Here is a 13,138-nt window from a genome sequence, read left to right on the forward strand (position 1 = left end):
CGAATGACGCATTTTAACTTTCAGCGAGGTCACGCTTCCCCCCTTGGCAGCCACATGGACGAACACGGTGTCAATTTTGCGCTCTACAGCGAACATGCTGAACACATTGATTTGTGCGTGCTGGACTCACTCGGTGATGAAATGCGTTATCCACTCAATCGAGGAGATAACCACATTTGGCATGGCTATTTAATGGGCGCAAAAACAGGTCTACATTATGGTTATCGTGTCAAAGGGAAATGGGAACCGCAGGCAGGATTATATTTTGATGAAACGCACTTACTGATTGACCCTTACAGCCGCGAACTCAGTCATAAACAGCACCCTTACTCCGTCGTCAGCCATGAATCTTATGACTGGCAAGGGGATGTACCGCTTCATACTCCATGGTCAAAAACCATTATTTATGAAGCCCATGTTCGGGGGCTTACCAAGCAGCACCCTGACATTCCACCCGCCCTACGGGGTAGCTATGCCGCTATCGCACACCCTTGCATAATCCAGCATTTAACGCGACTTGGTGTGACAGCGCTGGAATTACTCCCCGTGCAATTTCATCTGGATGAACCGCGATTACAGGCAAAATCACTCACCAATTACTGGGGCTATAACACGCTGGCTCCGTTTGCAATTGAGCCTCAATATTGGTCTGGGCAAGCAGGCTCTACGCCACTCAGTGAGTTTCGCGATATGGTCAAAGCCCTACATTGTGCCGGCATTGAAGTTATCCTCGATATTGTGTTTAACCACACTGCCGAATTAGACCGATCAGGGCCTTGCTTATCGTTTAGAGGGTTAGATAACCCCACTTATTATTGGCTAAATGGTAATGGCGAATATGCAGATTGGACGGGCTGCGGCAATACGTTGAAATTGTCCCACTCGGCAGTAAGCCAGTGGGTGCTCGATTGCCTGCATTTTTGGGCGGTTGAATGCCATGTTGATGGCTTTCGCTTTGATTTAGCCACGATATTGGGAAGAACACCGGAATTTAATTCCCATGCTCCACTGCTTAAGGCTATCAGCCAAGACCCCATTCTTGGGCAGCTAAAGCTGATTGCCGAACCTTGGGATCTCGCCAACAACGGTTACCAACTAGGGCAATTTCCACCGCCTTTTGCCCAGTGGAATGACCAATTTCGCAATGATTGCCGCCGTGCTGTTTTGTATCGAGATATTCCTATCGGAACGTTGGCAAGCCGCTTAGCAGGTTCGCGGGATGACTTTTCACAAAATAATCCCCCTAGTTTTGTTTCAATTAACCACATCACCGCACACGATGGCTTTACGCTGCGAGATTTGGTTAGTTTTAATCACAAACATAACCACAGCAACGGGGAAAATAACCAAGATGGTAACGACCACAACAACAGCCATAATCATGGCTTTGAAGGATTAAACGCCGCTAAAAAGATAATATCGGAACGTCAACAGAGCCAGCGCCATTTATTAAGCTTACTTTTACTCTCACTAGGCACACCGATGCTGCGCGCGGGGGATGAACTGGGGCATAGCCAACAAGGAAATAATAACCCTTATTGCCAAGATAACCCGATAAGCTGGCTTAACTGGCTGGAAGCGGATAGTGCTCTCATGGCATTTACGGCACAACTTACCGCTTTGCGTCAGCAGATCCCTGCACTCACTTCGGGGCAATGGTGGCATTCACAACCCCCCAATAAAACAGTTGAGTGGCTAAATGCCCAAAGCTCCCCCATAACCCTTGAACAATGGCAGCAATCATGCCCCATGCAAGTGTTACTTTCCGGTCAATGGCTATTATTGATTAACTTTACTGAGCAAGCCCATTCGCTCACGCTTCCCGAGGGAAATTGGCACCCTGTCCCGCCTTTTTATTGCCATTTACTTCGCGCTATTCCTCCAAAAATCTTCGTGGTAATGCAGCGCCACGACTTTTCGCAAAGTGATCATTAAGGAATTGATATGACTGAGAAAATGCCTTTTTACACCTACCCAAATCCCATTTCAAGGCAACTATTAGCCAAAGAGCTTCCAAGTAATACGGTGGCGCTTATTTTGGCAGGTGGCAAAGGATCTCGTCTCAAAGCCCTGACTCAGAAGCAGCCAAAACCCTCACTCCACTTTGGCGGGAAATTTCGAATTATTGATTTCACCTTATCTAACTGTATTAATTCAGGTATTTATCGTGTTGGTATACTCACCCAATACTATTCCCATCATTTAATCCAACATATCCAGCACAGTTGGTCATTTCTTAATGGCAAATCCAATGAATTTATTGAAATTTTTCCTGCTCAACAGAAACTGGATGCCGAAGATTGGTACCAAGGTACCGCCGATGCCATCTTTCAAAATCTCGATGTTATTAGCCAATATCAAGCCAAATACATCATTGTGTTAGCCGGGGATCATATCTACAAAATGGATTATTCCCGCATGTTACTCGACCATGTTGAGAAAGGGAGCCAATGCACGGTGGCCTGCATTGAAGTGCCCTGTAACCAAGCTTCCGAACTTGGCATTATGGACATTAACGATGATGAACAAATTATTAATTTTATTGAAAAGCCCCTATTTCCCCCATCGATGCCAGGAAAGCCTTATGTCGCATTAGCCAGTATGGGCGTTTATGTTTTTGATGCCCAATACCTCTACCAATTACTCGCTGAAGAGCAGCAACAGCAGAACACACAACATGATTTTGGTAAGAATTTAATCCCTAAAGCGGTGCAACAAGGCAAGGCTTGGGCACACCCGTTTAGCCGCTCCTGCGTCTATTCTGATTTTAATATGGGCACATCCCCCTACTGGCGAGATGTGGGTACCATTGATGCCTACTGGAATGCGAATATTGATTTAGTTGCAGCGAAGCCCGCACTGGATATGTATGATCCCCAGTGGTCGATTCGGACGGGTCACTCCCCATTGGCACCAGCTCGGTTTATTCAAGGTGAGTCGCTGCAATCCCCCCAAATTACCAACACATTGATTAATGCAGGCTCCATCGTCGAAGACGCCAAAATTGCTAACTCCGTGATTTTCCAAAATGTCCGCGTGAATGCTCACAGCCAACTCGATGCCTGTGTGATCCTCCCTGATGTCTCTATTGGATATGCCTGCCGCTTACAACGCTGCATTATCGATAGCGGCTGTGTGTTACCCAATAAACTGGTTATTGGTGAAGATCCACAATGGGATGCCCAACATTTCTATCGTTCTGAAGGTGGCGTCGTCCTTGTCACTCAAAAAATGCTCGATAGCCTTGCAGCTTAAAGGAGACTCAGATGCGCATACTTCATGCTGGCTCAGAACTATTTCCTCTTCTCAAAACCGGCGGCTTAGCGGATGTGCTCGGCGCATTACCCCAAGCTCAAATCGCTGAAGGGGCGGATGTCCGTATCGTATTACCCGGTTTCCCCGCGCTACTGGATGCGGTTCACCACACCTTAGTTGGCAACCATATCAATACATTTGCAGGCCCCATCACGGTGCGTTTTGGTCATTATGATGGTGTTGGTCTCTATTTAATTGACGCCCCGCATCTTTATCAGCGTACAGGCAGCCCCTATCATGACAATCATCAACAAGAATACAGGGACAACTATCTGCGCTTTGCCTTATTAGGCTGGGTAAGCAGCGAACTTGCCTGCGGTTTTGATGCCGATTGGCGACCCGACATTATTCATGCCCACGACTGGCATGCGGGACTCTGCGCCGCCTATCTCGCCGCTAAAAACACCCCGGTTCCTTGCGTATTTACCGTACATAATTTGGCTTACCAAGGGCTATTTTCGGCAACTCATTTTTCTGAGTTACAGCTACCAAATGGGTTTTATTCCCCCGAAGGCTTAGAGTTTTATGGGCAAATTTCCTACCTCAAAGCCGGGCTGTTCTACGCCAATAAAATCACCTTTGTCAGCCCCACTTATGCCAAAGAAGTCACGATACCTGAATACGGTTATGGGCTCGCCAGTTTATTGAAACAGCGCCAATCTCAAGGGGATATTTTGGGGATCTTAAACGGCGTGGATTACCAAGTTTGGGATCCGCAGCTTGACCCGTTGATCCCCCATAATTACGGGCGTCAAAATATGCTCGGCAAAGCCATCAGTAAAATGACCCACCAGCGAGAAAACGAACTTAATGTCACCGATAAAGTGCCATTATTCGGTGTTGTCAGCCGCCTCAGCACACAAAAGGGGTTAGATCTCTTGCTTGAAGTGATCCCCGATTTACTGCACCAAGGCGGGCAGCTGTCCGTTTTAGGCACTGGCGACGCTGACTTACAACACGCCTTTGAGCAGCTAGCTCACCAATTCCCAAAACAGGTTTCTGTCCTGATTGATTATGACGAACTCCATGCCCATAAATTGATTGCTGCCGCTGACGTGATTGTGGTGCCAAGCCGCTACGAACCCTGTGGCTTGACCCAACTTTATGGTCTGAAATATGGTGCTCTCCCTTTGGTTCGCCACACTGGCGGGCTAGCCGATACCGTCACCGATTGTTCCCTCGAAAATTTGGCGGATCGCACCGCAACCGGTTTTGTATTTCACGATTATCACGGTTATCGCTCCCACCATGGAAAAGCCACTGAACTCAATGATGCTGTGCGTCGCGTTTTCGCGCTTTGGAATGAACCGACTCGCTGGAAACGTGTACGCCGCCAAGGTATGCAGATAGATTTTAGCTGGCAGGCTTCCGCCCAAAAATACCTTGCGCTTTACCAAAGCTTAATTGAACCAAAGCTTCATTACTCAACGACGGAAGGTGCTGACCATGAATGAGCCATTTACCATCCAAAATCGCGAACAGCGGATCAACACACTGATCGACTCCATTCAAACCAAATTGAAGTTTATGATTGGAAAAGACCCCATTATTGCCACCCAGCATGATTGGTTGAATGCCATCTCCTACGCTATCCGCGATTTAACCGTTGACCGTTGGTTACACGCCATTCGCCGTTCTCTATCTCAATCTGATCGTGCGGTTGCCTATCTCTCAATGGAGTTTCTGATTGGCCGCACCCTTTCCAATACCTTATTAAACTTAGGCATGTATGAGGATGTGGCTGATGCTTTAAAAAAAATGGGCTTTGAACTGAATGCTATTTTAGAGGAAGAGGATGATCCCGGCTTAGGCAATGGCGGTTTAGGGCGTCTTGCCGCCTGCTTTTTAGATTCTCTCGCCACCTTAAAAATCCCCTCCGTCGGGTTTGGTATTCGCTACGAATATGGCATGTTTCAACAAAATATTATTGACGGTCAACAAGTTGAATCTACCGACCGCTGGCTACAATATGGCAATGCGTGGGAATTTCCACGCTATAACCTTAGCTACAAAGTCCGCTTTGCAGGTCGTCTTCAACAAGAAGGCAAAATCGTTCGCTGGGTGGAAACCGAAGAGGTGCTTGCTCGTGCCTATGACCAAATCGTGATGGGCTATGGCTGCGATGCCACCAACACCCTACGCCTGTGGTCTGCCCATGCCACGAATGAGATGAATATCAATAAATTTAATCAAGGGGAATACTCGGCAGCCGTTGAAGATAAAAATTTTTCTGAGAATGTATCCCGCGTGCTCTACCCCAATGACTCTACGGAATCGGGGAAAATTTTGCGTCTTGGGCAAGAGTATTTTCTTGTCTCCGCAACCTTGCAGAATATCCTCGATGTCCATTACCGAATCCACGGCACGTTAAGTAACCTTGCCTATAAAGTGGCAATCCATCTGAATGATACCCACCCCGTTTTAGCGATTCCTGAACTGATGCGCTTGCTGATAGATGAACACGAATATGAGTGGGAAGCCGCATGGCAAATGAGTGAAAGCATCTTTTCCTACACCAATCACACTCTGATGGGGGAAGCATTGGAACGTTGGCCTGTGGATCTTCTTGGGCGATTACTCCCCCGCCACCTACAAATTATCTTTGAAATAAATGACCACTTTCTCACTAAAATCAAGCAGCGTTACCCCAACAACCCAGAACTTTTAGCTCGCTTATCTCTGATTGATGAATCCCATGGGCGCTATGTTCGCATGGCATGGCTTGCCGTCGTCGGCAGCTACCAAGTCAATGGCGTGTCAAAGCTGCATTCTGAGCTCATGACCCAAGAAATTTTCGCGGATTTTGCCAAAGTATTTCCTGAGCGTTTTAGCAATATCACCAATGGCATTACCCCACGTCGCTGGCTGGCATTGTGCAATAAGCCCCTTGCAAGCTTGATTGATGAAACCATCGGTGAAAGTTGGCGAGACGATCTCACAGAGCTTTCGCGACTACAGCAACGCGCCGATTTTCCTCTATTTATTGAGCGGTTAAAAACCTGCAAGTTAGAAAACAAAGTTGCTCTTGCCAACTATATCGCTAAAAACGTCAATATCATCGTCGATCCTCACGCAATGTTCGATGTACAAATCAAACGCATTCATGAATATAAACGCCAATTACTCAATATCTTGCAAGTCATTGGACGCTATCAACGAATCTTGCAACTTCCCGAAAAGAATTGGGTTCCGCGCGTGGTGATTTTTTCAGGAAAAGCCGCCTCATCCTACGCTAACGCCAAAATGATCATCCGGCTCATCAATGACGTCGCTAACGTGATTAACCATGACGCCCGAATCAAAAACCGTTTAAAAGTGATTTTTATCCCAAATTACAGCGTGAGCTTAGCGGAATTAATCATTCCCGCCACCGACTTATCCGAACAAATTTCGCTTGCAGGAACAGAAGCATCTGGAACAGGTAATATGAAATTTGCCCTCAATGGCGCATTGACCATTGGCACATTAGATGGCGCTAATATTGAAATTCGCGAACATGTTGGCGAAGAAAATATGTTTATCTTTGGACATACAGCCAAGCAAGTTGACGCGATTCGTGCGCAAGGCTATGACCCACGAAAGATTTACCAAGAACATGAAGATCTGCACAATGTCCTCAATTCCCTCGTTTCGGGCATTTTCAGCCCCGATGACCCTAATCGCTATTACCCGCTTTATGATTCCCTGATTAATTTTGGCGATCATTATCAATTGCTTGCCGATTACCACTCTTACATTCAAGCCCAAGATGCTGTCGATAAGCTATACCAAAACCCAACATTATGGGCGCAAAAAACCCTGTATAATATCGCTAATATGGGTTATTTCTCTTCCGATAGAACCATTAATGAATATGTTGAAAAGATATGGCGAATGAAACCAACTCAATGAAATAAACAAAAAACACAAAATATATATTTTCGCATTTTTATTACTTTAATTTAAATGATCCCATTGTTGTGAGTGTCCCATTTATTAACTTCGACTGGAGTTTGATTTAATAAGAGTTTGAGTTGATATATGAAAGGGAATACTGATTGTATTCCCTTTTTTGCTCTTAATACTCGCTGTAATCCACTTCTTCGTCATTCAGTTCGACCATGACGTCGAAATGTTCCATGATGTCCATAAACGGTTCGAAAATACCGGAAGGAATTAAGATCTCATGGTAAGCATCATTACCGGAAGTCAGACCCAATAAATAGTAGCCGAGGGCTTGTAGCTGCTGATTAGCACGAATAAAAATTTGGTCTGGCCTTAAATCGTTTTTAGGGTCTTTAACGGCAAAATCTAGTTGAATATCCAATCCTTCAACGTCAACAGCATCTTCCAAGAAACCCACTGCAGATTCACTGTCTTTCCAGTCTATCCAAAAGCTGTTTCCCATATTCGACCTGACAATAAGATCTGCCATTAAATAGCCAATTTCACCTTCTTCGATACGTTCGACGAACCCCTCTTCGTCTTCACTAATACACTCTTTTAACTCTTCCTCAAATGAAGAGATATCTATTTCCATATTCTCGATTGAATCTGGATTTAACAGCTTCGCCAGCTTGTTAACCACTTGCATAATATCATTGAAGTGGTCGAGCGCTTCTGGGTTCATGCCCTGCATCGTTGTTCCTTATTTTTAGCGTAATTGGCTGTATTTTCACTAAAATAGGTTATTCGGTATATCGACCAATTCCGATATTTACATTTAATTAACCCTGTACTGGCGTGCAAATTTCGATCAAAAAGCCATTTAGGTCATGAACATAACCGATGGTTTGTCCCCAAGGCATCTCCTGCGCATCTTGTACCAACTCAGCGCCTGCTTTAACCGCCTGAGCCAACGCGTTTTGTACATTATCAGTCTCGAAAGCAAGTTCAAAAACAGGGGCGTGCGGATTAGGAGAAACCGCGCCTTTACCAAGTTGGTTCATCAATGCCAATGAAGAAAATGAAATCGTGGTGTTGCCAGTATCCAGCTCTCCATAATCACCGCTTTCATGGAGAAACGATTTTTTAAAGCCAAAAGCCTGTTGGTAAAAATCGAGGGTTTTCTCAACATTCTCGACATACAAAATAGCGTATTTGAATTTCATTATTTTCTCTCACGTCATAGGGAGTATTAGGCTTTGTCGATATCAAATTGCTTGGCGACATCCACCAGCCATTTTCGGATCACTTTTTCATCAGACTCGCTCACTCCACTTAATAATCTATTTTCAGTGGATTTAACAGCACCTTTGCATTGAAGTAATAATGCTTTCCCTAATTGGGTTATTTCAATAATTTGGATCCGCCCATGCTCAGGGTGCGGCAACTTAGAGATCATTCCCGCCTTTTCGAGATTTTTCACAATCACACTCATGGTCTGTGGCGTTAATAATGATAGCCTCGCTAAGTCAGCGCCTGAAGCTTTCGGATATTCTGCAACCATTAACAACACGGAAAATTGAGGAAGCGTCACTCCCACATCCTGCAAAACTTGCTCCATGCGAATACGATGAGCCGCATGAGCCTGTCGCAGTAAATAGCCAATATGACCAGACTCTCCACGTTTGCCTTCCCCTATTTCAGGGATCATGGATGTATTAACTTTTGACTTGCGCATAATGTAAGAATTCGAATATTATTATCAGAGTTCTTATATTATCCGTTTGGAGCACAGAATGAAACCTGAAATTATTGGAAGAAGTGATTGGAACCAGTTTGAAAAAATCGCCCCGGAAGTCGTTGCTGCAATGGGAGAGCTAGGAAAAGCCGTTAGCAATTCAGGACTTGAAAAACCGCTCACTGAGTTACTGAAAATACGCGTTTCCCAAATCAACGGTTGCGCGTTTTGCTTGCAATATCACTTAAATTTAGCCCGTAAATTGGGAATTGAAACCGCTAAATTAGATCTTCTACCAACTTGGCCTGATGCGGGTATTTATACTCCCCGCGAACAAGCTGCGCTCGCTTGGGCAGAATCACTAACTCTAATGGCTGCTCAGCATGTTTCTGATGATGTTTATCAAGCACTACAAAATGAATTTACTGAATCCGAAATTGCATTTCTAACCTCAGCGATTGGGGCGATTAACGCTTGGAACCGCATCGCGGGTGCTCTGCAATTTGCGCCACCAATTCCTAAATCAAGTCTGTAAAGTCATGCATCCCAAGGTGAATATCGCCCTTGGGATGGTTGATTAACGGCTATACCGCTGCTGAATAAATTGCGCGCACAGCATCAAAGTTAAGCTTATCAATACCGCCAGACAGGCCATCGCCATGCCGCTGCCGATGGAACCTTGTTCAAACTGACGCCAAACAAAAATCGACACGGTTTGCATGCCTGCGGGAGCCAGTAACAATGAGGAAACCAGCTCTCGTGATGCCACCGCAAACACCAACATCATCGCCGCCACTAAACTCGGTAAAACCAACGGAAATAAAATTAGTCTCAGTGACGTCATCAACCCTGCGCCATGAACCCGTGCCGCATCGGATAAACTGCCGCCAATTTGCGTGAATGCCGCACTGCAATAACGCACAGGATAAGGCAGTAATAAGCAACTATAAGCGAGCAATAAAATACCCCAAGTATGATAGGGCGTGATGGGCCAAAACGGTTGATTCCAAGCCAAAATAAGCCCCACTGCGACCACAATACCGGGAATGGCTATCGGCAATAACGAAAGCCCATCCAGCAATGCCGCACCACGGATCCGCTGCGCGACGACCAGCCATGCACATAAAAAGCCCAGTATCCCCGTCAATATCGCTGTTGCCGTTGCGAGAGACACACTCGTCAATAAGGCATCAAGAGCTTCCGTGTGGCTATTTAGCAGCCCAGAAAAATGCCGGAGCGTTAGGTTATCCCACGTCAATCCGCCAGAAACGGTATTGGAAAATGCCGTGCCAAACATGGCGAGTAATGGCATACCCACCGCACAAAGCGCCACGAAAGAAAACAAACACACCGCGGGAATACGCCAAATACCCAGAGAGCGTGTCACCAATGCCGCAGCTTTTCCCGTATTCGTCGCCACGTTACGCCCAGACACTAACGAACGCTGTAAGGTATAAGCCAATAGCGCCAAACTGGCTAACACCAACGACAGCGATGCCGCTCCCGGTAAATCAATCGGCCAGTCGGCAAGACGCTGCTCGATATCCGTTGTCAGCACCCGAATACCATTCGGCGAACCAATCGCTGCGGGGATCCCATACTCTTCAATCGCTAAAGTGAAAACCAGCAATAAACCTGCGGCAATGGAAGGCAGAGAGAGGGGTAATGTCACTCGCATAAATGCCTGCCATGCAGATGCCCCATGAACTTGTGCCACATCTGCCAGACGATTGCCATTCGCCGCCATACTGCGGGAGACGGCAAAGTAGAGAACAGGAAATAAATTCAATGACATAATCACCACCATTCCCCCAAGGGAAAACAGGGCGCTGCCGGGGCTAATTCCAAATAATTGCTGAGAATAACCATTAGGTTGCAGGGTTAACATCCATGAAAGCCCAGCAATATACGGTGGAATCAAAAATGGGATCAAAAACAGCAAATCCCAAACACGGGCAAAAGGCAGGTTAAATAACCCTCGCAAAGCCCCTAATGGGATGGCTATCACCGCACTTAGCAGCGCCACACCTAAACCCAGTAAAAACGTATTTTGCAGTAAATTTGCCAGTTCTGGCTCATTAAATAGATGGATAATCGGCTGGAAAGTTTGGCTGAAATCCCCTTGGCCAAAATGCGGGAATAACGCTTGTAACACAATAAAACTCAAGGGAATAATCACTAAAATCGCCAAGGCGATTAAGATAGAGAATGGCAATAAACGACGTGTCATCATCAGAGAATCAGCTCCTGCTGGGTCGCTAATGCCACCCAGCGGCGAGGAAGAAAAAACCGCTAGCGGAAAATTCCGCTAAAGCGAGATAACACGCTGCTGCGCTCTGCACTGTCGGTAGTCGGTTCTGGCAACAGTTTTAACGTCGAAAAATCAGGGCGTTTACCAACAACATCCGTTCTGGCTGGCATCAACCATGCCTCCGCCACGATTTTTTGACCTTCAGGGGAGAGCACGTAATCAATAAAAGCTTTGGCTTCATTTTGCTGTTTACTGCTATTTAAAATCATCATTGGGCGTGGTGCGATGGCCGTTCCGCTACTTGGAAAAATCACCTCGATGGATTCACCTTCCGCGATACTGCCGTAAGCCACATAGTCGACTGCACCAAAAACGGCCGCTTTTGCCCCTTGCAACACAGGCGTTAAGGCTTGTGCATTCGGACCAGAAATCACCATCCCGTTGGCTTTCAATTCAGAGAATAGTGTCCATGCTGCTTCTGGTTTTGCATTCTGTAATCCCAATAATAAATCTAGCGATGCCCCTGACAACGCAGGATCTGGCATGGTGACTTTATCTTTAAAAACGGGCTGTGCTAAATCTGCCCAATCTGTTGGTTTCGGCGTGCCACTTTTGCTGTTCCAAACAATCCCCAATGCGGAGATCCCTTGCGCCACATAGTAGGGTGTTTTGAATTGCGCAGGTACTTTTTCAGCATTTGGGCTTTCATACGCCAGTAACCAGCCTTTTTGCTGAAGGTCTACCGCGGTATCCCATGAGGCAGAAATCAAGACATCCGCTCGCGGATTGGCTTGCTCTGCTTCTAAACGCGCCATCACTTTGCCTGTCGTTGCCTGAAAAACATCAACTTTCACGCCCGTTTGCTTTTCATACCCTGCGGCTAGCTGTTTTGCCATCGCCCCCGGACCTGCGGTATAGACGGTCAATGCCTGGGAAGAAATGGAGAATAGTGCACAGGATAATCCTAAACTCATTGCGATACCTTTCATGGAAAAATGGTTTGATAACATCAGCTTTTGCATAACAGAGTCTCTCTTCATAAGGTGGTCAAACTGTCTATTTTGCCGTTTTGCATATGGGCAATTTGATGCGCCAATGCATGGGCTTCAGCCGGGTCGTGAGTGACATAAACGGCGGTAATTTCTAGTGCGCGAAGTAGCTGTGCCATCTCATCACACAGAGCACGGCGCAAGGCAACATCGAGGTTAGAAAGGGGTTCATCAAACAGTAATATTTCAGGTTCTGCGATAATGGCTCGGGCTAATGCCACTCGTTGCTGCTGACCGCCAGAGAGATCGGCAGGTTTACGCTTGGCAAACCCGGCTAACCCAACCCGCTCTAAGGCTTGGTTCACCCTATCCTCTATCGCTTGACTCGCGACTTTGCGCATACGTAAAGGAAATGCCACGTTCTGAAATACGGTCATGTGCGGCCAAAGTGCATAATCTTGAAACACCATACCGAGATTGCGCTGTTCCGGCGGGACAAGGCGCTGGGCACTTGCTACCAACTTTTCATTCAAGAAAATCTCGCCTGAGCTTGGTTGCAATAACCCAGCTAGCAGCTTCAATAAGGTACTTTTACCGCAACCAGAGGGACCTAATAGCGCTAAGATAGAGCCTTTTGCGACTGTCAGATCAATCCCATCCAGCACCGTTTGATGAGCAAAAACTTGAGAGAGTTTGTGAATCGAAATCATAGGATACTGCGAAGCTAATTGCGCATTCGCTGCGTTAGCTTTTTGAAAAGCATCCTGACTCCCATTCAATGAAGAGAGTGCGTTTAACATACATTGTTATCCTCTTTGGGACTTAATCGTTATGGAGGATGCTACGAAAGGAATGGGTCAGTGAGATGACAAATTTATGATGGAATAATGACAAGGTGAATAATACGAATGGAAACCATATCGAGGGAAATAAGCAATATAATAAATAAACAGGAAAGGATGAGCTTCCTCACCCTTCCCA

11 protein-coding genes are annotated in these 13,138 nt (G+C 46.1%); 5 read left to right on the forward strand and 6 right to left on the reverse strand.

Annotated features, from left to right (window positions below; genetic code table 11):
- Positions 1–3: 3 nt before the first annotated feature.
- Genes glgX through glgP form a run of 4 tightly spaced genes read left to right on the forward strand, consistent with a single transcriptional unit; the run spans position 4 to position 7,206 of the window.
- Positions 4–1,935: a glycogen debranching protein GlgX gene (glgX, locus tag LDO73_RS15890; protein WP_224059319.1), complete on the forward strand. Its 1,932-nt coding sequence runs from the start codon at positions 4–6 to the stop codon at positions 1,933–1,935.
- Positions 1,936–1,944: 9 nt separating this feature from the next.
- Positions 1,945–3,255: a glucose-1-phosphate adenylyltransferase gene (glgC, locus tag LDO73_RS15895; protein ID WP_224059321.1), complete on the forward strand. Its 1,311-nt coding sequence runs from the start codon at positions 1,945–1,947 to the stop codon at positions 3,253–3,255.
- An 11-nt stretch (positions 3,256–3,266) separates the two neighbouring features.
- Entirely contained in the window at positions 3,267–4,769 is a 1,503-nt protein-coding gene (glgA, locus tag LDO73_RS15900; protein WP_224059323.1) for a glycogen synthase GlgA, read from the forward strand.
- On the forward strand, positions 4,762–7,206 hold the full coding sequence (gene glgP, locus LDO73_RS15905; RefSeq protein ID WP_224059324.1) for a glycogen/starch/alpha-glucan family phosphorylase: 2,445 nt from the start codon (positions 4,762–4,764) through the stop codon (positions 7,204–7,206). The genes glgA and glgP overlap by 8 nt, the downstream gene beginning before the upstream one ends.
- A gap of 166 nt (positions 7,207–7,372) precedes the next feature.
- Here the strand turns inward: glgP and LDO73_RS15910 are convergent, their stop codons facing one another.
- From LDO73_RS15910 to LDO73_RS15920, 3 genes are all read right to left on the reverse strand, one after another.
- Positions 7,373–7,933 carry a DUF6630 family protein gene (locus LDO73_RS15910; protein WP_224059325.1) on the reverse strand — a complete coding sequence of 187 codons (561 nt, stop codon included), beginning with the start codon at positions 7,931–7,933 and terminating at the stop codon, positions 7,373–7,375.
- A gap of 88 nt (positions 7,934–8,021) precedes the next feature.
- Complete coding sequence (locus tag LDO73_RS15915; protein ID WP_224059326.1) at positions 8,022–8,405, reverse strand: VOC family protein; 384 nt, start codon at positions 8,403–8,405, stop codon at positions 8,022–8,024.
- Positions 8,406–8,431: 26 nt separating this feature from the next.
- Positions 8,432–8,917, reverse strand: a complete 486-nt coding sequence (locus LDO73_RS15920; protein ID WP_224059327.1) for a MarR family winged helix-turn-helix transcriptional regulator — start codon at positions 8,915–8,917, stop codon at positions 8,432–8,434.
- A gap of 58 nt (positions 8,918–8,975) precedes the next feature.
- Here LDO73_RS15920 and LDO73_RS15925 point away from each other — a divergent pair, with 58 nt between their 5' ends.
- Positions 8,976–9,452: a carboxymuconolactone decarboxylase family protein gene (locus LDO73_RS15925; protein WP_224059328.1), complete on the forward strand. Its 477-nt coding sequence runs from the start codon at positions 8,976–8,978 to the stop codon at positions 9,450–9,452.
- Positions 9,453–9,494: 42 nt separating this feature from the next.
- Here LDO73_RS15925 and LDO73_RS15930 read toward each other — a convergent pair whose 3' ends face one another.
- From LDO73_RS15930 to LDO73_RS15940, 3 genes are all read right to left on the reverse strand, one after another.
- Complete coding sequence (locus tag LDO73_RS15930; protein WP_224061203.1) at positions 9,495–11,147, reverse strand: ABC transporter permease; 1,653 nt, start codon at positions 11,145–11,147, stop codon at positions 9,495–9,497.
- Between the two features lie 62 nt (positions 11,148–11,209).
- Complete coding sequence (locus LDO73_RS15935; RefSeq protein WP_423810861.1) at positions 11,210–12,190, reverse strand: ABC transporter substrate-binding protein; 981 nt, start codon at positions 12,188–12,190, stop codon at positions 11,210–11,212.
- A 14-nt stretch (positions 12,191–12,204) separates the two neighbouring features.
- On the reverse strand, positions 12,205–12,957 hold the full coding sequence (locus LDO73_RS15940) for an ABC transporter ATP-binding protein (protein ID WP_224059330.1): 753 nt from the start codon (positions 12,955–12,957) through the stop codon (positions 12,205–12,207).
- Between the last annotated feature and the right edge of the window lie 181 nt (positions 12,958–13,138).

It is taken from the genome of Providencia alcalifaciens, assembly GCF_915403165.1.
Taxonomy (GTDB): Bacteria; Pseudomonadota; Gammaproteobacteria; order Enterobacterales; family Enterobacteriaceae; genus Providencia; species Providencia alcalifaciens_C.

What these genes read in the sequence shown, in the direction of transcription:
- glgX (WP_224059319.1), top strand. Translation starts at nt 4, where the DNA reads ATGACGCATTTTAACTTTCAGCGAGGTCACGCTTCCCCCCTTGGCAGC.
- glgC (WP_224059321.1), top strand. Translation starts at nt 1,945, where the DNA reads ATGACTGAGAAAATGCCTTTTTACACCTACCCAAATCCCATTTCAAGG.
- glgA (WP_224059323.1), top strand. Translation starts at nt 3,267, where the DNA reads ATGCGCATACTTCATGCTGGCTCAGAACTATTTCCTCTTCTCAAAACC.
- glgP (WP_224059324.1), top strand. Translation starts at nt 4,762, where the DNA reads ATGAATGAGCCATTTACCATCCAAAATCGCGAACAGCGGATCAACACA.
- LDO73_RS15910 (WP_224059325.1), bottom strand. Translation starts at nt 7,933, where the DNA reads ATGCAGGGCATGAACCCAGAAGCGCTCGACCACTTCAATGATATTATG.
- LDO73_RS15915 (WP_224059326.1), bottom strand. Translation starts at nt 8,405, where the DNA reads ATGAAATTCAAATACGCTATTTTGTATGTCGAGAATGTTGAGAAAACC.
- LDO73_RS15920 (WP_224059327.1), bottom strand. Translation starts at nt 8,917, where the DNA reads ATGCGCAAGTCAAAAGTTAATACATCCATGATCCCTGAAATAGGGGAA.
- LDO73_RS15925 (WP_224059328.1), top strand. Translation starts at nt 8,976, where the DNA reads ATGAAACCTGAAATTATTGGAAGAAGTGATTGGAACCAGTTTGAAAAA.
- LDO73_RS15930 (WP_224061203.1), bottom strand. Translation starts at nt 11,147, where the DNA reads ATGACACGTCGTTTATTGCCATTCTCTATCTTAATCGCCTTGGCGATT.
- LDO73_RS15935 (WP_423810861.1), bottom strand. Translation starts at nt 12,190, where the DNA reads ATGCAAAAGCTGATGTTATCAAACCATTTTTCCATGAAAGGTATCGCA.
- LDO73_RS15940 (WP_224059330.1), bottom strand. Translation starts at nt 12,957, where the DNA reads ATGTTAAACGCACTCTCTTCATTGAATGGGAGTCAGGATGCTTTTCAA.